14 protein-coding genes are annotated in these 19,696 nt (G+C 71.9%); 12 read left to right on the forward strand and 2 right to left on the reverse strand.

The features are described from left to right. Nucleotides 1–28: 28 nt before the first annotated feature. Nucleotides 29–2,647 (forward strand): valine--tRNA ligase, encoded by a 2,619-nt coding sequence (locus tag ACGH2B_RS19260; protein ID WP_399091024.1) that lies wholly within the window; start codon nt 29–31, stop codon nt 2,645–2,647. Here the strand turns inward: ACGH2B_RS19260 and ACGH2B_RS19265 are convergent. After that, on the reverse strand, nt 2,613–3,854 hold the full coding sequence (locus tag ACGH2B_RS19265) for a hypothetical protein (protein WP_399091027.1): 1,242 nt from the start codon (nt 3,852–3,854) through the stop codon (nt 2,613–2,615). The genes ACGH2B_RS19260 and ACGH2B_RS19265 overlap by 35 nt on opposite strands. Before the next feature lie 204 nt (nt 3,855–4,058). Here ACGH2B_RS19265 and ACGH2B_RS19270 point away from each other — a divergent pair, with 204 nt between their 5' ends. The 9 genes from ACGH2B_RS19270 to rodA all read left to right on the forward strand — a co-directional run bounded on the left by ACGH2B_RS19270 (nt 4,059) and on the right by rodA (nt 15,064). After that, nucleotides 4,059–5,507 carry a peptidoglycan D,D-transpeptidase FtsI family protein gene (locus ACGH2B_RS19270; protein WP_399091030.1) on the forward strand — a complete coding sequence of 483 codons (1,449 nt, stop codon included), beginning with the start codon at nt 4,059–4,061 and terminating at the stop codon, nt 5,505–5,507. A 355-nt stretch (nt 5,508–5,862) separates the two neighbouring features. After that, on the forward strand, nt 5,863–7,374 hold the full coding sequence (locus tag ACGH2B_RS19275) for a bifunctional folylpolyglutamate synthase/dihydrofolate synthase (RefSeq protein ID WP_399091033.1): 1,512 nt from the start codon (nt 5,863–5,865) through the stop codon (nt 7,372–7,374). A gap of 2 nt (nt 7,375–7,376) precedes the next feature. Then, nucleotides 7,377–7,730, forward strand: coding sequence for a DUF4233 domain-containing protein (locus tag ACGH2B_RS19280; protein WP_399091036.1), 354 nt, complete (start codon nt 7,377–7,379; stop codon nt 7,728–7,730). Nucleotides 7,731–7,996: 266 nt separating this feature from the next. Beyond that, nucleotides 7,997–8,410 (forward strand): nucleoside-diphosphate kinase, encoded by a 414-nt coding sequence (ndk, locus tag ACGH2B_RS19285; protein ID WP_345084116.1) that lies wholly within the window; start codon nt 7,997–7,999, stop codon nt 8,408–8,410. A gap of 298 nt (nt 8,411–8,708) precedes the next feature. Continuing rightward, nucleotides 8,709–9,728 carry a rod shape-determining protein gene (locus tag ACGH2B_RS19290; protein ID WP_003985182.1) on the forward strand — a complete coding sequence of 340 codons (1,020 nt, stop codon included), beginning with the start codon at nt 8,709–8,711 and terminating at the stop codon, nt 9,726–9,728. 282 nt (nt 9,729–10,010) lie between these two features. Next, nucleotides 10,011–10,943 carry a rod shape-determining protein MreC gene (gene mreC / locus ACGH2B_RS19295; RefSeq protein ID WP_399091040.1) on the forward strand — a complete coding sequence of 311 codons (933 nt, stop codon included), beginning with the start codon at nt 10,011–10,013 and terminating at the stop codon, nt 10,941–10,943. Between the two features lie 3 nt (nt 10,944–10,946). Then, the gene (mreD, locus tag ACGH2B_RS19300; protein WP_399091043.1) at nt 10,947–11,666 is read left to right on the forward strand and encodes a rod shape-determining protein MreD; all 720 of its coding nucleotides are present in this window, start codon (nt 10,947–10,949) and stop codon (nt 11,664–11,666) included. 42 nt (nt 11,667–11,708) lie between these two features. Continuing rightward, nucleotides 11,709–13,853: a penicillin-binding protein 2 gene (gene mrdA, locus ACGH2B_RS19305; RefSeq protein WP_399091046.1), complete on the forward strand. Its 2,145-nt coding sequence runs from the start codon at nt 11,709–11,711 to the stop codon at nt 13,851–13,853. A 20-nt stretch (nt 13,854–13,873) separates the two neighbouring features. Further along, on the forward strand, nt 13,874–15,064 hold the full coding sequence (gene rodA, locus ACGH2B_RS19310; protein ID WP_399097125.1) for a rod shape-determining protein RodA: 1,191 nt from the start codon (nt 13,874–13,876) through the stop codon (nt 15,062–15,064). Here the strand turns inward: rodA and ACGH2B_RS19315 are convergent. After that, nucleotides 14,974–15,516: an ATP-binding protein gene (locus tag ACGH2B_RS19315; protein ID WP_399091049.1), complete on the reverse strand. Its 543-nt coding sequence runs from the start codon at nt 15,514–15,516 to the stop codon at nt 14,974–14,976. The two genes, rodA and ACGH2B_RS19315, sit on opposite strands and share 91 nt — an antisense overlap. Before the next feature lie 736 nt (nt 15,517–16,252). Here ACGH2B_RS19315 and ACGH2B_RS19320 point away from each other — a divergent pair. Next, nucleotides 16,253–17,143, forward strand: a complete 891-nt coding sequence (locus ACGH2B_RS19320; RefSeq protein WP_399091052.1) for a CHAD domain-containing protein — start codon at nt 16,253–16,255, stop codon at nt 17,141–17,143. 401 nt (nt 17,144–17,544) lie between these two features. Beyond that, complete coding sequence (locus tag ACGH2B_RS19325) at nt 17,545–19,473, forward strand: TIGR03960 family B12-binding radical SAM protein (RefSeq protein WP_399091055.1); 1,929 nt, start codon at nt 17,545–17,547, stop codon at nt 19,471–19,473. Nucleotides 19,474–19,696: the final 223 nt, after the last annotated feature.

The following is a 19,696-nucleotide window of genomic DNA, read 5'->3' on the forward strand; positions in this document are numbered from 1 at the left end:
CGACATCCGCGCCCGTACACTGTCGGTCGTGACCGAGAACACTCAGCAGAGCCCCCACAGCGCCCCCGAACTGCCGACCCAGTACACGCCGGCCGACGTAGAGGGGCCGTTGTACGAGCGCTGGGTAGAGCGCGGTTACTTCAGTGCCGACGCGAAGAGCGAGAAGCCCCCGTACACGATCGTCATCCCCCCGCCCAACGTCACCGGCTCGCTCCACCTGGGCCACGCCTTCGAGCACACGCTGATCGACGCCCTCACCCGCCGCAAGCGCATGCAGGGCTACGAGACGCTGTGGCAGCCCGGCATGGACCACGCGGGCATCGCCACGCAGAACGTCGTCGAGCGGGAGCTGGCCAAGGAGGGCAAGTCCCGCCACGACCTGGGCCGCGAGGCGTTCGTCGAGCGCGTCTGGCAGTGGAAGGCCGAGTCCGGCGGTCAGATCGCCGGGCAGATGCGGCGCCTCGGCGAGGGCCTGGCGTGGGACCGCGACCGCTTCACCATGGACGAGGGCCTCTCCCGCGCCGTCCAGACCGTCTTCAAGAAGATGTACGACGACGGGCTGATCTACCGCGCCGAGCGCATCATCAACTGGTGCCCGCGCTGTCTGACGGCCATCTCGGACATCGAGGTCGACTACCAGGACGACGACGGCGAGCTGGTCTCGCTGAAGTACGGCGAGGGCGAGGACACCGTCGTCGTCGCGACGACCCGCGCCGAGACGATGCTCGGTGACACCGCGGTCGCCGTCCACCCGGACGACGAGCGCTACGCCCACCTCATCGGCAAGCGGATCGCGCTGCCGCTGACCGGCCGCACCATCCCCGTCGTCGCGGACGCGCACGTCGACCCGGAGTTCGGCACCGGCGCCGTCAAGGTGACGCCCGCCCACGACCCGAACGACTTCGCCATCGGCCAGCGCCACGGCCTCGAATCGATCAAGGTGCTGGACGAGCGGGGCGTCATCACCGCCCACGGCCCCTTCGAGGGTCTGGACCGCTTCGAGGCGCGCTCGGCGATCGTCGCCGCGCTGCGCGCCGAGGGTCGGATCGTCGCCGAGAAGCGGCCGTACGTCCACTCCGTCGGCCACTGCTCGCGGTGCAAGACGACGCTGGAGCCGCGGCTGTCGCTCCAGTGGTGGGTGAAGGTCGAGACGCTGGCCAAGGCGGCGGGTGACGCGGTCCGCGACGGCCGGGTGAACATCCACCCCGCCGACCTGACGCAGCGCTACTTCGACTGGGTCGACAACCTCAACGACTGGTGCATCTCCCGGCAGCTCTGGTGGGGGCACCGCATCCCGGTCTGGCACGGTCCGAACGGCGAGACGGTCTGTGTCGGTCCGGACGAGCAGCCGCCGAGCGGCGAGGGCTGGGAGCAGGACACCGACGTCCTCGACACGTGGTTCTCCTCCGGTCTGTGGCCGTTCTCCACGCTGGGCTGGCCGGAGCGGACGCCGGACCTGGAGAAGTTCTATCCGAACGCGGTGCTGGTCACCGGCTACGACCTGATGTTCTTCTGGGTCGCCCGGATGATGATGTTCGGTCTGTACGCGATGGACGACGTGCCCTTCCGCACCGTCGCGTTCCACGGCATGGTCCGTGACGAGCACGGCAAGAAGATGTCGAAGTCGTTCGGCAACACCGTCAATCCGCTGGACTGGATGGACAAGTACGGCTCCGACGCCCTGCGGTTCACGCTCGCCCGCGGCGCCAACCCCGGCACCGACGTGCCGATCGGTGAGGACTGGGTCCAGGCGTCCCGGAACTTCGCCAACAAGATCTGGAACGCCACCCGCTTCGCGCTGATGAACGGTGCGACGATCGAGGGCGAGCTGCCCGAGGCCGAGCGGCTGTCGGCCACCGACCGCTGGATCCTCTCCCGGCTGAACACCGTCGTGGCCGAGGCCGACGCGTACTACGACGACTACCAGTTCGCGAAGCTCGCCGACGCGCTCTACCACTTCGCGTGGGACGAGGTCTTCGACTGGTACGTCGAGCTGTCGAAGACGACGTTCCTGGCCGGCGGTGAGGCGGCGAAGGTCTCGGCGCGGGTCCTGGGCGAGGTGCTGGACACCACGCTGCGGCTGCTGCACCCGATCGTGCCGTTCGTCACCGAGACGCTGTGGACGACGCTCACCGGCCGGGAGTCGCTGGTCGTCGCCGAGTGGCCGGCCGACTCCGGCTTCCGGGACACGGCCGCCGAGCAGGAGATCGCGCTGGTCCAGCAGGTCGTCACCGAGGTCCGCCGGTTCCGTTCCGACCAGGGGCTCCAGCCCGGTCAGAAGGTGCCCGCCCGGCTGGAGCTGGCCGGTACGGCGCTGGCGGCGCACGAGGCGGCCATCCGGTCGCTGCTGCGCCTCCAGCCCGCGGGTGAGGAGTTCAGCGCCACCGCGTCGCTGCCCGTCGCCGGTGCCACCGTCGCGCTGGACCTCTCCGGCGCGATCGACATCGAGGCGGAGCGCAAGCGGCTGACGAAGGACCTGGCCGCCGCCGAGAAGGAGAAGGCGCAGGCGCTGGGCAAGCTCGGCAACGAGGCGTTCCTCGCCAAGGCGCCGGAGAAGGTCGTGGACAAGATCCGCGGCCGGCTGGCCACCGCCGAGGAGGACCTCGTCCGGATCACCGCTCAGCTCGCGGCGCTGCCGCAGGCGTGATCGCGCCCGGGGACTGCCCCGGGATCCGCGCCGCAGGCCCCTCGTCCGTCCGGGCGGGGGGCCTCGGCCGTGCCGCGGCGTCCGTGGAGGCCCCGCGGCGCCCGGCCCGCGCGCCCCGCTCGCGTACCGGCCACAGCAGGACGTACGCGGTGGACACCGCCACGAAGCCCAGCCGGATCAGGCCGCGCGCCGCGTCGTCCGGGACGGCGAAGACGCTGCCGTAGAGGGTGAGCAGCGCCAGCCAGCTCCACCACGGCACCAGCCGCCGCTGCCCGATGACGTCCCAGAGCAACGTGCCCAGCAGCACCGACGCCGTGTAGTACGTGTAGACGCTGGGGTCGAGGACGATGCGGGCGTTGGCGCCGAGCAGGACCACGGCGGCCCAGCGGCCCCGCCACACCGCGAGCGTCCCCAGGGTCAGCCCGAGCGCGGCCTGTGCGGGGCGGTCCCAGCCGGGTGTCTCGGGGTCGCCGACGCCGAGCCAGCGCAGCGCGGATGCCGGGTGGTTGGGGATGGTGAAACGCGCGGCGGCCACCGTGCCGGGGGAGTCCAGGAAGAACGGCAGCCAGGCGAGCGCGACCAGCGCCGCGCACCACAGTCCGGCCCGCAGCCACTGCCGCCGGGGCAGCGCCAGCAGCAGTGGCAGGAAGGCGAGCGCGGTGGGTTTGGCGTCCATCGCCAGCGCCAGGCAGACGCCGGTCGCGGCGGGGTTGCCGCGGGTCAGGAAGCGGACGGCGAGGGCGGTGAAGAACAGCGCGAGGACGTCGTCGAGGTGGCCGAAGCGGACCGCGACCTCGATCCACATCGGGATGAACGCCAGCCCGGCGATCAGTACGCGCCGGCGCAGCCGCCGGTGGTTGGTGCCGGTGCCCAGGAAGTGTTCGGCGGCGCTGCGGCCGGCCAGCACCGTGATCACCAGGCCGAGCAGCGACATCAGCGCCGCGGCCAGGAACTGACCGGTGGCCTCGGGGAACGGGTTGAAGACCCCGGCGACCAGGAAGCTGACCGGGCCCATCTGGAGTTCGGGGTGGTGCGCGTAGAGGTTGAGGCCGCCGGTGCCGTCGCCGGCGGAGCCCTGGTAGAGGAGGGCGCCGCCGTCCCGCAGGTAGTGCCAGGAGAAGCCGCCGTGCGGCTCGACGACGGCGAACCAGAGCACCGTCCAGGCGGTGAGCAGCACCAGATGCATCCGCTGACGTGTCGGCGGCACGTTCTTCGCTCCCGTATTCCGTCCGTTCCGGTGGGAAAGGGCCCGTGGAGCCCCCCGCGACGAAGAGGGGGGAATGCGGGGAAAAGTTGCCTGGCGGTGGCGGGCGGTCATTTTCATCGCGCTCTCATCGAACGGAGGAACCCTGGGCGGGGCTCCGGGAGTTTTTCGGAGGAACCGCCCGAACCATGAGGAGCAGCGCCGATCATGAACAAACCTCTGCGCCGGGTCTCGGTCTTCTGCCTGACGCTGATCGTCGCGCTGATGGGCTGGGCCACCTGGATCCAGGGCGCCCACGCCGGTACGTACCGCAGCGATCCGGACAACCCCCGGGTCACCATAGGGAAGTACGCCGCCCCGATGGGCAACATCCTCGTCGACGGCCGCCCCGTCACCAGCTCCGCCGAGACCTCCGGCTCGCTGCGGTACAAGCGCACCTACACCGACGGCTCCCTCTACGCACCGGTCACCGGCTTCGCCTCGCAGATCTACGGCTCCACCCAGTTGGAGGCGCTCTACGGAGACCTCCTGGACGGCACCGACAGCCGCCTGCAGTCCCCGGCCGACGCGCTGACCCGGGCGCGTCCCAAGGGCGGCGACGTCGCCACCACCATCGACGCATCGGTGCAGAAGGCCGGGTACGCGGCACTCGGCGGCAAGAAGGGCGCCGCCGTCGCCCTCGACCCGGCCACCGGCAAGATCCTCGGGATGGTCAGCACCCCCTCGTACGACCCGGGGAAATTCGCCGGATCGGATGACGCCGACCGTAAGGCGTGGCAGAAGATGAGCGACGACCCGGACAGCCCGGAGGTCAACCGCGCGCTGCGGCAGGCGCTGCCGCCCGGCTCCACCTTCAAGCTGGTCGTCGCGGCGGCGGCGCTGGAGGACGGGCTGTACTCCTCGGTCGACGAACCGACCCGCAGCCCCGACCCGTACACGCTGCCGCACACCCGCACCCAGCTCAGGAACGAGAGCGCCTCGGCGCCGTGCGAGAACGCCGACATCCGCACCGCGCTCCAGTACTCCTGCAACACCGTCTTCGCGAAGATGGCCGCCGACCTGGGCAAGGACAAGGTCCGCGCGCAGGCGGAGAAGTTCGGGTTCAACGACGGGAAGGTCGACACCCCGGTACGGGCCGGCAAAAGCGTCTACCCGAAGGACATGGACGAGGCGCAGACCGCGCTCTCCGGCATCGGGCAGTTCGACGACCAGGCCACCCCGATGCAGATGGCGATGGTCGTCGCGGCCATCGCCAATGGCGGCGAGCTGAAGACCCCGCAGCTCGTCGACCGGCTCACCGACGGCTCGGGCAACACCCTGGAGGAGCCGGACACCACGGCGTACGGCCGGACGATGTCGGCGCACACCGCCGGGCAACTGCGCTCCGCGATGCGCACCGTCGTCGACAAGGGCACCGGCTCCAACGCCAAGATCGACGGCCTGACCGTCGGCGGCAAGACCGGCACCGCCCAGCACGGCGTCGACAACAGCGGTACCCCGTACGCGTGGTTCGTGTCGTACGCGCAGGACGGCCGGGGGCGTCAGGTGGCGGTCGCGGTGATGGTCGAGGACAGCGACGCCGCCCGCGCCGAGGTCTCCGGCAACGGCCTGGCCGCGCCGGTCGCCCGGGCGATGATGAAGGCGGCGCTGCGGTGAAAGACGGTGCCGCGGTGAGCGGGGCGGGGCCGGGCGGCGCTGCCCGGCGCAGGTCCGGCGCTGGTCCGGTGCGGTGAGGCGGTGGCCGGGGGCGGGCCGGGCGGCCGGACGCGGCGGGCCGTGCGGCGGTGCCGGGTGGCCGGTGGCCGGTGGGGGATGGGCGGTGCGGGGCGGGTGCCCGGGTGCGGCGGGCCGTCCGGTGCGGGTCCGGCCGGGCGGGCCGCGGGGGTGCGCCGGGCGGGCCGCGGGATGCGCCGGGCGGGTGGTCCCGGTGACGCGGTCGTGGCCTGCGGTGGGGCCGCGGGCCGTGGTGCGGGCGAGACCGTTGTCAGGGGTGACTCGTAGACTGGTCGGCGTGAGCGAGAGCCCCCAGAACGACGACCCCGAGCAGACCGACGCCTTCGAGGAGATGGTCGACGCCGAGACCCGGCGCGACCCCGATCTCGCGGTGATCGAGGCCGGCAGCCGCACCCTGCGCGCCCAGGCCGGACCCCCGCAGGGGGACGTGCCCAGCCGCCCCGAGGACCCCGAGACCGACCGTGCGCTGCGCGCGGTCGAGGAGGAGCTGGCGGGCCGCTGGGGGGAGACCAAGCTCGACCCGTCGGTGCGGCGCATCGAGGCGCTGCTGGACATCCTCGGCTCCCCGCACCGCGCCTACCCCGCCATCCACATCACCGGCACCAACGGCAAGACCAGCACCGCCCGGATGATCGAGGCGCTGCTCGGCGCCTTCGACCTGCGCACCGGCCGGTACACCAGCCCGCACGTCCAGTCCGTCACCGAGCGGATCAGCCTGGACGGCGCGCCGATCTCCGCCGAGCGCTTCATCGAGACGTACCGGGACATCGCCCCGTACATCGAGATGGTCGACGCCCAGCAGGAGTACCGGCTGTCGTTCTTCGAGGTGCTGACGGCGATGGCGTACGCCGCGTTCGCCGACGCCCCGGTGGACATCGCCGTCGTCGAGGTCGGCATGGGCGGCACCTGGGACGCGACCAACGTCATCGACGGCGATGTCGCGGTGATCACCCCGATCGCGCTGGACCACACCGACCGGCTGGGGGACACCCCCGAGAAGATCGCCGTCGAGAAGTCCGGAATCATCAAGAAGGACGCGACCGTCGTCCTGGCGCAGCAGCCGGTCGAGGCGGCGTCGGTGATGCTCAAGCGCGCGGTCGAGGTGGACGCCACCGTCGCCCGTGAAGGCATGGAGTTCGGCGTGCTCTCCCGCGAGGTCGCGGTCGGCGGACAGATGCTGACGCTGCGCGGTCTAGGCGGCGAGTACCCGGAGATCTTCCTGCCGCTCTACGGCGCCCATCAGGCGCACAACGCCGCGGTGGCGCTCGCCGCGGTCGAGGCGTTCTTCGGCATCGGCTCGGCGCACGCCCGCAGCCTGGACATCGACACCGTCCGCCGGGCGTTCGCCTCCGTCGCCTCGCCCGGCCGGATGGAGGTCGTCCGCCGCAGCCCGACGGTCGTGCTGGACGCCGCGCACAACCCGGCGGGCGCCCGCGCGGCGGCCGACGGTGTCACCGAGGCGTTCGGTTTCAGCCGCCTGGTCGGCGTGGTCGGCGCCAGCGACGACAAGGACGTCCGGGGCTTCCTGGAGGCGTTCGAGCCGGTCTTCGCCGAGGTCGTGATCACGCGTAATTCCAGCCACCGCGCGATGGACCCGGACGCGCTGGCCGCGGTCGCCGTCGAGGTGTTCGGCAGTGAGCGGGTCCAGGTAGAGCCGCGGCTCGACGACGCCCTGGAGGCGGCGATCACGCTCGCCGAGGAGGAGGACGAGTACTCCGGAGCGGGTGTGCTGGTCACCGGCTCGGTGATCACGGTCGGCGAGGCACGGCTGCTGCTGGGGAGGGGCTGACGATGCGGACGCTCTGTGCGAGCACCCTGATCGGCGAGTTCTTCGTCATCGGCTTCGCCGGTCTGGTGGCGATGCGGCTCAACGACCTCCCGGCGGCCACGGTCTGGACGGTCAGCGGTATCGCGATGCTGCTCTGCGTCCTGCTCTGCGGCGCGCTGACCCGCCCCGGCGGCGTCCAGCTCGGCTGGGCGCTCCAGATAGCCCTGATCGCCAGCGGTTTCGTCGTCCCGACGATGTTCTTCCTCGGCGTGGTCTTCGCCGCGCTGTGGTGGGCGTCGGTGCACTACGGCCGGAAGATCGACGAGGCGAAGGCCCGCTGGGCGGCGATGGCCGAGGCGGAGGCGGAGGCGGCGTAGCGCCCCGCGACCCGAGCGGCGGACCGGCGGCCGGTCCGGGTGCCGGAGCTGCTCCGGTGGCCGGGCGAGTGCCCGGCCGGCGTCCCGGTGACCGGGGCCGGGGCCGTATGCCGGACGGCGCCCCGATGGCCCGCCGCTCGGGCGCGGTCGGAGCCCGGCGGCCCGATGGCCGGGGGCGGCATCCCGTGCGGTCCCGGGCGCCGGGCCCCGGCCGCCTCCCTGTAGCCTCGCCTCACCGCACCCGTTCTTCGTAAGGAGTCTTCTTCATGAGCCAGCGCACCCTCGTCCTCCTCAAGCCTGACGCGGTCCGTCGTGGCCTGGTCGGCGAGATCATCGGCCGGATCGAGCGGAAGGCCGGCTGGACGATCGGTGCCCTGGAGCTGCGCACCCTCGACCGCGCGATCCTGGAGCAGCACTACGCCGAGCACGTCGGCCGGGACTTCTACGAGCCGCTGGTGACGTTCATGTCGTCCGGCCCGGTGGTCTCCCTCGTCGTCGAGGGTGAGCGGGTCATCGAGGGTGTGCGCGCGCTCGCCGGCCCCACCGACCCGATTACCGCACCGAGCGGGTCCATTCGTGGGGACTTCGGCACGATCACCCGGGAGAACCTGATCCACGCGTCGGATTCCGAGGAGTCCGCCGAACGGGAGATCAAGATTTTCTTCCCCGGCCTCTCCTGATACGTCATCGCGCGTATACCCCTCGTGACCAGGGGCGACCGAGGAAATCCCCGGTCGCCCCTCGGCATATCCGCCGCATTCGGGGGAACGCGCCTCCGCGACACGACGTCACCATTGAGTAAGGCGGGTGCGGGTACCGCCGACAATGGCGGAAGCAGCGCCCACCGCCGTGTTCGGACGGGCGGCGTGACGAACTACGATGAAGCTTCCGCGCCGTGCCGGCGCATCACCTCCTGCCGACCTCCAGTAAGCATTCGCTCCAGTTGGGAAGGCCAGACGTATCCTCATGGGGAACAACATGTCGTTCATCGGCCGTGACATGGCTGTCGACCTCGGCACCGCCAACACGCTGGTGTACGTCAGGGGTCGCGGGATCGTGCTGAACGAGCCCTCGGTGGTGGCCATCAACACCAACACCGGTGGCATCCTCGCGGTGGGCGCCGAGGCGAAGAAGATGATCGGGCGCACGCCCGGCAACATCGTCGCCGTACGGCCCCTCAAGGACGGCGTCATCGCCGACTTCGAGATCACCGAGCGGATGCTCCGGTACTTCATCCTCAAGATCCACAAGCGGCGTTATCTGGCCCGTCCGCGCGTCGTGGTCTGCGTCCCCTCCGGGATCACCGGTGTCGAGCGCCGCGCCGTCATCGAGGCGTCGACGCAGGCGGGCGCGCGGCAGGTGCACATCATCGAGGAGCCGATGGCCGCCGCGATCGGTTCGGGTCTGCCGGTCCACGAGGCCACCGGCAACATGGTCGTCGACATCGGCGGCGGCACCACCGAGGTCGCGGTCATCTCGCTCGGCGGCATCGTCACGGCCCAGTCCATCCGCGTCGCCGGTGATGAGCTGGACAACGCGATCATCCAGCACATCAAGAAGGAGTACAGCCTTCTGCTGGGCGAGCGGACCGCCGAGAGCATCAAGATCACTATCGGTTCGGCGTACGACCTGGAGCAGGACGAGCACACCGAGATCCGCGGGCGTGACCTGGTCTCCGGGCTGCCGAAGACCGTCGTCATCTCCGCCGCCGAGGTCCGCAAGGCCATCGAGGAGCCCGTCAACTCCATCGTGGACGCGGTGAAGACGACGCTCGACAAGTGCCCGCCGGAGCTGTCCGGCGACGTCATGGACCGCGGCATCGTCCTCACCGGCGGCGGCGCGCTGCTGCGCGGTCTGGACGAGCGGCTGCGCCGCGAGACCGGTATGCCCATCCACATCGCCGAGGACCCGCTCGACTCCGTCGCGCTCGGTTCCGGCAAGTGCGTCGAGGAGTTCGAGGCGCTCCAGCAGGTCCTCGACTCCCAGCCGCGCAGGTAGCCCGACCGGACCGCCGGCGCCGCGGACGCCCTGCGGCGACCGGCCCGGGCGGGCACCATGGCGGAGGGCCGCCCTCCTCTTCCCGCGGCCCGCTGATATACAGGCACCACCCCGAGGCGGCCGGTGTCCGGCCCCGGGCACCGCCCAACCCCCGGAAAAATCAGGTGGACTGACCCCGCACCACCAGCCACCGCACACAGGCACAACACTCCGCACTCCCGAACGAGACCGGCGCGGGCCCGCAGCCGGCCGGTCCTACGAGGAAGGACACGGCCGCCGCACGTGAGGGACACACGAGAGAGCCGGCTGCTACTTGTGCTGCTGGTCGCGATCGCGTTCGCGCTGATCACGGTGGACATCCGCGGTGGCGAACAGTCCCCGCTCGACGGCGCCCGCCAGGCCGCCGCCTCCGCCTTCGGCCCCGTCGAGAACGGCGTCGCCGCCGCGGTCAACCCGATCGGCAACGCCATCGGCGCGGTCCGCGACTCCGGCGAACGGCACACCAGGATCGCCGCGCTGGAACGCGAGAACGCCGCCCTGAAGGCCCAGCTCGGCTCGTCCGACCGCAACCGCAACCGCGCCGCCGAGCTGGACAAGATGCTCAAGACCGCCGGCGCCGGCCAGTACGGCATCAAGGGCGCCCAGGTCATCGCCATCGGCGCGGCCCAGGGCTTCTCCTGGACGATCACCATCGACGCGGGCAGCCGGGACGGTATCGCCCGCGACATGACGGTGCTCAACGGCGACGGGCTCGTCGGCCGCGTCACCACCGTCGGCACCTCGACCGCCACCATCCTGCTCGCCAACGACCCGGACTTCACCGTCGGCACCCGGATGGAGAAGACCGACGAGATCGGCTTCGCGTCCGGCCAGGGCGGCCGGGCGATGCGTGTCCAGCTCCTCAACGGCAAGGCGTCGGTGAAGAAGGGCGACCGGATGGTCACCTTCGGCTCCAGCCGGGACAAGCCGTTCGTGCCCGGTGTGCCGGTCGGCCGCGTCGTGAAGGTCGAGCCGTCCAACGGCGATCTGACCCGCACCGTCCAGGTCCGTACGTACGTCGGCTTCTCCCAGCTCGACGTCGTGGGCGTGGTCGTCCAGCCGCCGCGCAAGGACCCGCGCGACACCGTGCTCCCCGCGCCGCCGGCGAAGCCCCGGCCGACGCCGACGGTCACGGTCACCGCCACGCCCACCGACGGCGAATCCCCCAGGAGCTGACCGATGCGCATCAACCGGATCCTGCTGACCGTCCCGCTCGTCCTCATCGCCCTGGTCCTCCAGGTCAGCGTCCTGGCCCGGCTGCAACTGCCCGGCGCCGTACCGGACCTGCTGCTGCTCGTCGTCGTCGGCCTCGCGTTGGTCTATGGGCACGTCGGCGGCTGTCTCGTCGGCTTCGCCGCCGGCCTCCTCGCCGACCTCGCGCCCCCCTCCGACCACGCCATCGGCCGCTACGCGCTGGTGCTCTGCATCGTCGGGTACGCCGCGGGCCTGACCCGTCCGGAGAACGGCCGCCACCGCTCGGCGACCGTCCCGCTGCTCACCGTCCTCGGCGCCGCCGTCGTCTCCACACTGCTCTACGCGGGCGTTGGGGCGCTGGTCGGCGACACCACCGCCCGGCACGTCGGCGTCGGCGGTCTCGTCCTCAGCGCCACCGTCTACGACCTGCTGCTCGCCCCGTTCATCGTGCCCGGCGTGATGGCGCTCGCCCGCCGGCTGGAGGGCGAGCCGCTGACCGGCGACGGCTCCGGCGGCACGAGCGGTCCGGTCGCCGGGCGGGAGCCCGCGTACGGCTGGATGACCACCGGCACCGGCCTCAAGGCGAGCCGCGGCGGGATGAAGGCCGGGCGGGCGCCGAAGCCGCCCCGGCCCTCCCGGGGCGGCCTCCTCGGCCGCTCCGCGCGGAACAAGGCCGCGCGCATCAAGGGGGTCAAGCGCCTGTGACCGACCGACCGCCCCGCGTCCGGACCGAGCAGCGGAGGGGCCATGAGCAACATTCCTGAGACCGGCCGGACCACCCGCGTCACCGCCCGGCTGATCGCACTCCAGATCCTCGTCTTCTCCCTGCTGCTCACTCTCGGCGGCCGCCTCTGGTTCCTCCAGATCCGCAACGGCCAGGAGTACGCGAGCAAGGCCCGCAACAACCACGTCCAGCAGGTCGTCGACCCGGCCACCCGGGGTTCGATCCTCGACGCCCGCGGGGTGCCGCTCGCCGACAACGAGACCCGGCTGGTGGTCTCCGCCAGCCGCACCGAGCTGCTGAAGATGAAGGACGACGGCAAGGCCGTCCTCGGCCGCCTCTCCGACGTCCTCGGCATCCCCGAGCAGGAGATCCGCAACAAGGTCCGGCTCTGCGACGCGAAGACCCCGCAGCCCTGCTGGAACGGCTCGCCCTACCAGCCCATCCCGATCACCGACAAGGCCACCACCCAGCAGGCCCTGCAGATCCGCGAGCGCTCCGAGGACTTCCCCGGCATCAGCGCCGAGCCGACCGCCGTCCGCCGCTACGCCGCCCCGGCGAAGGCGCAGACCTCGCAGGTCCTCGGCTACCTCTCGCCGGTCACCGACGAGGAGATCAAGAAGGCCGAGCACACCCGCTCGCCGCTGCTGCGCTCGGACCAGATCGGCCGTTCCGGTCTGGAGCGGACGTACGACAGCGCGCTGCGCGGCAAGGCCGGAGTCACCCGCTACGAGGTCGACAACCTCGGCCGGGTCATCGGCAAGGCCCACAGCGATCCGGCCGTCCCCGGCGCCAACGTCGTCACCAGCATCGACGCCCGCGTCCAGGCGGTCGCGGAGAAGGAGCTGTACCAGGCGATGAAGGACGCCCGCCTGGAGCACGACAAGAACACCGGCACCAACTACAAGGCGGACGCCGGCGCCGTCGTCGTCATGGAGGCGAAGACCGGCCGCGTCGTCGCGATGGCGTCCAACCCCTCGTACGACCCGAACGCCTGGGTCGGCGGGATCTCCGGCAAGGACTACGCCAAGCTCACCGGCAAGAAGTCCAACTACCCGCTGCTCAACCGCGCCACCCAGGGGCAGGCGGCGCCCGGCTCGATCTTCAAGGTCATCTCGACCACCGCCGCGGTCAACGCGGGCTATCCGTTCAACGGGCACTACCCCTGCACCAGCTCGTTCAACATCGGCGGCCAGGTCTTCAAGAACTTCGAGTCGGAGAACTTCGGCCCGATCAGCCTCGGCCGCGCGCTGGAGGTCTCCTGCGACACGGTCTTCTACAACATCGCCTACGACCAGTGGAAGAAGGACGGCGGCAACAACCCCAAGAACCCCGCCGACTGGTTCTACAAGACGGCCCATCAGTTCGGCCTCGGCAAGAAGACCGGTATCGACCTGCCGGACGAGGTCAGCGGCCGGGTCCCGGACCGCCGCTGGAAGAAGGACTACTGGGAGGCGAACAAGACCGGCTGGTGCGCCCAGGGCAAGAACGCCGACGACTACGTCTCCAAGATCGCCAAGGAGAACTGCGAGTCCGGCATGAAGATGCGCGCCGGTGACTCCGTCAACTACTCCATCGGCCAGGGCGACACCCTCGTCACCCCGATCCAGATGGCGACGATCTACGCCGCGCTCTCCAACGGCGGCACCCTCCACGACCCCACCCTCGGCAAGGCGATCGTCAGCCCCGACGGCAAGAAGATCGAGAAGATCACGCCGAAGGCGCACGGCAAGCTGCCCGACTCCCCGGCGACGCTCAAGCAGATCGACGCGGCGCTCGCCGGCGTCGCCACCCGCGGCACCGCCGCCTGGCGCTTCCAGGGCTGGCCGCAGGAGAAGATCCCGATGCACGCCAAGACCGGTACCGCCGAGGTCTACGGCAAGCAGACGACCTCGTGGTTCGCGACGTACACCAAGGACTACTCCATCGTCATGACCATCTCCCAGGGTGGTACCGGCTCCGGCGCCTCCGGACCCGCGGTCCGGAAGATCTACAACGCGCTCTACGGCGTCGACGAGAAGGGCGAGATCGACAACAAGGCGGCGCTGCTGCCGTCCCCGCAGTCCTCGCTGCCGGTCATCGAGCGGGACGGCACCATCAAGGCGCAGCCCATCGAGCCGGTCGCCGACCCGTCGGCCGACGAGGGCGACGGAGCGGAGGCGGAAGAGTGACGACGAGTCCCACGTCCCGGATGTTCAACGTCCGGCGGTACGCCCCCGAGACGGGCGCCTGGGGCAAGCTGATGGACCGTGACTCGGCCGTCCGCAAGCTCGACTGGCCGCTGATGCTGTCCTGCCTGGCGCTGTCGCTGCTCGGCTCGATGCTGATCTTCTCCGCGACCCGCAACCGCACCGAGCTCAACCACGGCGATCCGTACTTCTTCTTCCTGCGGCATCTGCTGAACACCGGGATCGGTCTGGCGCTGGCCGCCGGGACGATCTGGCTGGGCCACCGCACGCTGCGCGGCGCCATCCCGGTGCTCTACGGCGTGTCGGTGGTGCTGGCGCTGCTGGTGCTGACGCCGATCGGCGCCACCATCAACGGTTCGCGGTCCTGGCTGGCGATCCCCGGCGGCTTCTCGTTGCAGCCCGCGGAGTTCGCCAAGATCACCATCACGCTGGGGATGGCGATGATCCTCGCCTCCCGGGTCGACGCGGGGGACACCCCGCACCCCGGCCACCGGACCGTCGTCCAGGCGCTGGGTCTGGCCGCCGTACCGGTCCTGATCATCCTGCTGATGCCGGACCTCGGCTCGATCATGGTGCTCGGCGCCATCATCCTCGGCGTGCTGCTCGCCTCCGGCGCCTCCAACCGCTGGATCCTCGGTCTGCTGGGCGCCGGCGTCGCCGGATGCCTCGCGATCTGGCAGCTCAACCTGCTCGACGAGTACCAGATCGCCCGCTTCGCCGCGTTCGCCAACCCGAGCCTGGATCCGGCGGGCGTCGGCTACAACACCAACCAGGCGCGGATCGCCATCGGCGGCGGCGGGCTCACCGGCTCGGGTCTCTTCCACGGCAGCCAGACCACCGGGCAGTTCGTGCCCGAGCAGCAGACCGACTTCATTTTCACCGTCGCCGGTGAGGAGCTGGGCTTCCTCGGCGCGGGCCTGATCATCGTCCTGCTGGGCGTGGTCATGTGGCGCGCCTGCCGCATCGCCCGCGAGACGACCGAGCTGTACGGCACGATCGTCGCCGCGGGGATCATCGCGTGGTTCGCGTTCCAGGCGTTCGAGAACATCGGGATGACGCTCGGCATCATGCCGGTCACCGGCCTGCCGCTGCCGTTCGTCTCCTACGGCGGTACGTCGATGTTCGCCGTCTGGATCGCCATAGGGCTGCTGCAGTCCATCCGGGTGGAGCGGCCGGTGTCGGCCTCCCGCTGACGCCCCACACGCGGCGTCCGCAGTTCGAACCAGAGCCCGGCGGGGCGGTCCGTCCCGCCGGGCTCAGCCGTGCCCCAGGCGTCCGCGAGGGCGCCGAACAGTAGACCGGAGAGGTCGGCTGCGCCGTCGTGGCCCCGCTCACCGGGCCGGGCGGCGCCGGGCCCGCCGTGCACGCTGACCCGCAGTCCGGCCGCGCCGTCGCCGGTCACCACGCGGACCAGGACGTCCGGTGCGCCGTCCGTCAGCGGGTGCGCGCGGGTGACCGCCTCCGAGGTGAGCAGGACGGCGGTGTCCCGCAGTGGCTCGACCGGGGTGCCGCGCAGTACGGCGCGGACGAAGTCGCGGGCGGCCCGGGCGGCGGCCGGGCCGCTGGGCGCGATCAGCAGATGAGGGCGGGTACCGGTCGCGGCGCGGACCGGTGCCCGGGCGCCGGTGGTGCGGGACGGGTGCACGGGTTCTCCCTTCCCGGGAGGACGGCCACCGGGAGCCGCGCGGGCCCCGGCGGACGGACGGCATCGGGCGGACCGGACGAGGACGTCACACCCTCCGTCACCGGCCCTCGCACACCGTAATTCAGGGGGCACGGGCCGCTCCCCGCTCCGCCGGGCGCGCCGTCAGCAGACGGGGCGCACAGGGGCGCGGAACGGTGGCGCACGACGGGAAGCGCGCCGGTCCCCACTCGCCCCGGCGCGGGGGCGGTGCGCTCGGGGGAGACCGGGGGTGACCTGGGGTGGGCTCCGGGGCGGGGTGCGGGTGGGGCGCCGTCGTGCTGGGCTCCTGCCCCTGGGCGGGGCGTGCCGGGCTCCCCGCTCCTGGGTTCGGGTGTGCCGGATGCCTCCCGCTCCTGGGTGTGCCGGATACCTGGCGCTCCGGGGCCGCCGGGTGGGCCGGGTTCCTCGTTCCCGGGGCCGGGTGTGCCGGGCGCGTCGCGCTCCTGGGCGGGGCGTGCCCGGCTCCCCGCTCCCGGGTTCGGGCCTGCCGGACGCCTGGCGCTCCTGGGCAGGGCGTTCCCCGCTGCTGGGACCGGGTCCGGGCCGGGTGCCCGCCCCGGCTCCGCCTCGTCCACCGGGCGCCGCCCGCGCCGCGGCCGTCCGCGAGCGTCTCCCTCCCCGCCACATCGCCTGCCATCCCCCGTCCCCCCGCTCCCGTCCTCCCCCCTCCCTCCGAATTCGCGACTAAATTCGATATATGGCGTGCACCGCCGGGGACGCGGTCCTCGGCTACCTCCAAGAGCAGCTACGGGCGATCGTCGCGCTCGACCCCGCGGTCCGCCGGGAGCTGCCCGACGCGGTGCACCGGATGCGGGTCGCGACCCGTCGGCTGCGCGGTGCGCTGCGGTCCTACCGGCGGCTGTTCGACCCGGCGGCGACCGAGCCGGTCATCGGCGAACTCGCCTGGCTGGCAGGGGAGTTGGGTATCGACCGGGACCGTGAGGTGCTGCTCGCGCGGATCGGTGACGGGCTCGCCGCGCTGCCGCGGGAGCTGCGGGCCGGACCGGTCCGCGCCCGGGTACGCGCCTGGTCCCGGCCCCGCAGCGGCGCCGCCCGGCATCTCACCGCGGTGCTCGACGGCGCCCGCTACCGGACGTTGCTCGGCACCCTGAACCGGCTCCTCGCCGACCCGCCGCTGCGCCCGCCCGCCGCCCGCGCCCCGGCGGAGGAACTGACCCGGGCGCTGCGCAAGGACTTCCGGCGGCTGTCCGGGCGGATGCGCCGCGCACTGGACGCCCCGCCGGGCCCGGAGCGCGACCGGGCGCTGCACGAGGCCCGTAAGGCGGCCAAACGCCTCCGGTACGCGGCGGAGGCGGCCCGCCCGGCGCTGGGCCGGCCCGCCGCCCGGTGCGTGCGCCGCGCCACCGCCCTCCAGGAGACGCTCGGCGACCACCACGACACCGTGCTGACCCGCGCCGCCCTGCGCGATCTCGCCGACCGGGCGCACGCGGCGGGCGAGAACGCCTTCACCTACGGCCTGCTCCACGGCAGACAGGAGGCGCTGGCGGCGACCTGCGAGGCCCGCCTGCCCCGGCTGTGGAAGAAGGCCGGGAAGGAGGCGCCGCCGGGCTACCGGCCGGACCGCTGACGCGCGACCCGCGCCCCGGCCCCGCGCGCCCCGGCACCGCCGGACCCCACGCCTGCCCGGACCCCACGCCCGCCCGGACGCGACCTCCCCCGCGGCGAACGCGGGACCGCGGGACCGCGAGGCGCCCGGACCCCACGCCCGCCCGGACGCGCGACGCGGTTCCGGCCCCCACGCCCGCCCGGACGCGACGCGGGCCGCCGGAGCCCAAGTCCGCCCGGACCGGTCAGGCCCGATCCGAGCCCGCCTCCGACCGCACCCCGAACCCCACCGAGCCCGGCACACCTGGCCCCCGCCCCGTAACCCACCGCACCCTCCGCATCACCCCCGGCACACGTCAAGGGCGCCCCTCCGGACACGTTAGGCTTGAGGGTCACCCCTGCCCGCTGACGAAAGATCCCGCGATGCCTGTCGAGTCGGTCTTCCCGCGCCTGGAGGCTCTTCTCCCGCACGTCCAGAAGCCGATCCAATACGTCGGCGGCGAGCTGAACTCCACCGTCAAGGAGTGGGACGACTGCGATGTCCGCTGGTCGCTCATGTACCCGGACGCGTACGAGGTCGGCCTGCCCAACCAGGGCGTGATGATCCTCTACGAGGTGCTCAACGAGCGCGAGGGCGTCCTCGCCGAGCGCACCTACAGCGTCTGGCCGGACCTGGAGGCGCTGATGCGGGAGCACGGCGTCCCGCAGTTCACCGTCGACGCGCACCGCCCGGTCAGCGCCTTCGACGTGCTCGGCGTCTCGTTCTCCACCGAGCTGGGCTACACCAACCTCCTCACCGCCCTCGACCTCGCCGGCATCCCGATCGAGGCCAAGGACCGTACCGAGGACCACCCGCTGATCCTCGCGGGCGGCCACGCCGCGTTCAATCCGGAGCCCATCGCGGACTTCCTGGACTGCGCGGTCGTCGGCGACGGCGAGCAGGCGGTCCTGGAGATCACCGAGATCATCCGGACGTGGAAGAACGAGGGCCGCCCCGGCGGCCGCGACGAGCTGCTCTTCCGCCTCGCGAAGACCGGCAGCGTCTACGTCCCCAAGTTCTACGACGTCGAGTACCTGGCCGACGGGCGGATCTCCCGCGTCGTGCCCAACCGTTCCGGCGTCCCGTGGCGGGTGTCCAAGCACACCGTCATGGACCTCGACGAGTGGCCCTACCCCAAGCAGCCGCTCGTCCCCCTGGCCGAGACCGTCCACGAGCGGATGTCGGTCGAGATCTTCCGTGGCTGCACCCGCGGCTGCCGTTTCTGCCAGGCCGGCATGATCACGCGTCCCGTCCGGGAGCGAAGCATCACCGGCATCGGCGAGATGGTGGACAAGGGCCTGAAGGCCACGGGATTCGAGGAGGTCGGCCTGTTGTCGCTGTCCTCCGCGGACCACACCGAGATCGGCGACGTCGCCAAGGGCCTCGCCGACCGGTACGAGGAGGACAAGATCGGCTTGTCCCTCCCCTCCACCCGGGTCGACGCGTTCAACATCGACCTGGCCAACGAGCTGACGCGCAACGGCCGTCGCTCGGGACTGACCTTCGCGCCCGAGGGCGGCTCGGAGCGCATCCGCAAGGTCATCAACAAGATGGTCTCGGAAGAGGACCTGATCCGCACGGTCTCCACGGCGTACGGCAACGGCTGGCGCCAGGTGAAGCTGTACTTCATGTGCGGACTGCCCACCGAGACCGATGAGGACGTCCTCCAGATCGGCGACATGGCGGTCAACGTCATCGCCGAGGGCCGCAAGGTCTCCGGGCAGAACGACATCCGCTGCACGGTCTCCATCGGCGGGTTCGTCCCCAAGCCGCACACGCCGTTCCAGTGGGCCCCGCAGCTCTCCGCCGAGGAGACCGACGCCCGCCTCGCCAAGCTGCGGGACAAGATCCGCGGTGACAAGAAGTACGGCCGCTCCATCGGCTTCCGCTACCACGACGGCAAGCCCGGCATCGTCGAGGGCCTGCTCTCCCGCGGTGACCGCCGCGTCGGCGCCGTCATCCGCGCCGTCTACGAGGGCGGCGGCCGCTTCGACGGCTGGCGCGAGTACTTCTCGTACGACCGCTGGATGGAGGCGGCGGACAAGACGCTGCCGGAGTTCGGTGTCGACGTCGCCTGGTACACCACCCGCGAGCGCACCTACGAGGAGGTCCTGCCCTGGGACCACCTCGACTCCGGTCTCGACAAGGACTGGCTCTGGGAGGACTGGCAGGACGCCCTCGACGAGACCGAGGTCGAGGACTGCCGCTGGTCCCCGTGCTTCGACTGCGGCGTCTGCCCCCAGCTCGACCTCGACATCCAGATCGGCCCGACCGGCAAGAAGCTGCTCCCCCTCTCGGTGGTCAACAAGTAGCCGGAAGAGGAGGGGAGTTGCCGCCGTCGGCGCGTCAACTCCCCGCAGGGGCAAGGGAGTTGGAGTTACCGGCTCCCCGAGTGTCCCTGGAGGCAAAGCAGTTCGGCCCGGCATCGCGCTCCGCGGTGCCGGGCCGTTCCCGTTGCCGCACACCGGGCGCCGGTATCGCCCCGCCGCGCCCCCGCATCGGCTCCGACCGCCCGCGACGCCGCCCGAACGGCCT

The sequence above is a fragment of the Streptomyces sp. BBFR2 genome, assembly GCF_044497305.1.
In the GTDB taxonomy this organism is placed as follows: domain Bacteria; phylum Actinomycetota; class Actinomycetes; order Streptomycetales; family Streptomycetaceae; genus Streptomyces.

Coding starts and splice junctions, on each gene's coding strand:
- mreD (WP_399091043.1), top strand. CDS start 10,947: ATGCGCATCAACCGGATCCTGCTGACCGTCCCGCTCGTCCTCATCGCC.
- rodA (WP_399097125.1), top strand. CDS start 13,874: ATGTTCAACGTCCGGCGGTACGCCCCCGAGACGGGCGCCTGGGGCAAG.
- ndk (WP_345084116.1), top strand. CDS start 7,997: ATGAGCCAGCGCACCCTCGTCCTCCTCAAGCCTGACGCGGTCCGTCGT.
- ACGH2B_RS19280 (WP_399091036.1), top strand. CDS start 7,377: ATGCGGACGCTCTGTGCGAGCACCCTGATCGGCGAGTTCTTCGTCATC.
- ACGH2B_RS19270 (WP_399091030.1), top strand. CDS start 4,059: ATGAACAAACCTCTGCGCCGGGTCTCGGTCTTCTGCCTGACGCTGATC.
- mrdA (WP_399091046.1), top strand. CDS start 11,709: ATGAGCAACATTCCTGAGACCGGCCGGACCACCCGCGTCACCGCCCGG.
- ACGH2B_RS19320 (WP_399091052.1), top strand. CDS start 16,253: ATGGCGTGCACCGCCGGGGACGCGGTCCTCGGCTACCTCCAAGAGCAG.
- ACGH2B_RS19325 (WP_399091055.1), top strand. CDS start 17,545: ATGCCTGTCGAGTCGGTCTTCCCGCGCCTGGAGGCTCTTCTCCCGCAC.
- ACGH2B_RS19290 (WP_003985182.1), top strand. CDS start 8,709: ATGTCGTTCATCGGCCGTGACATGGCTGTCGACCTCGGCACCGCCAAC.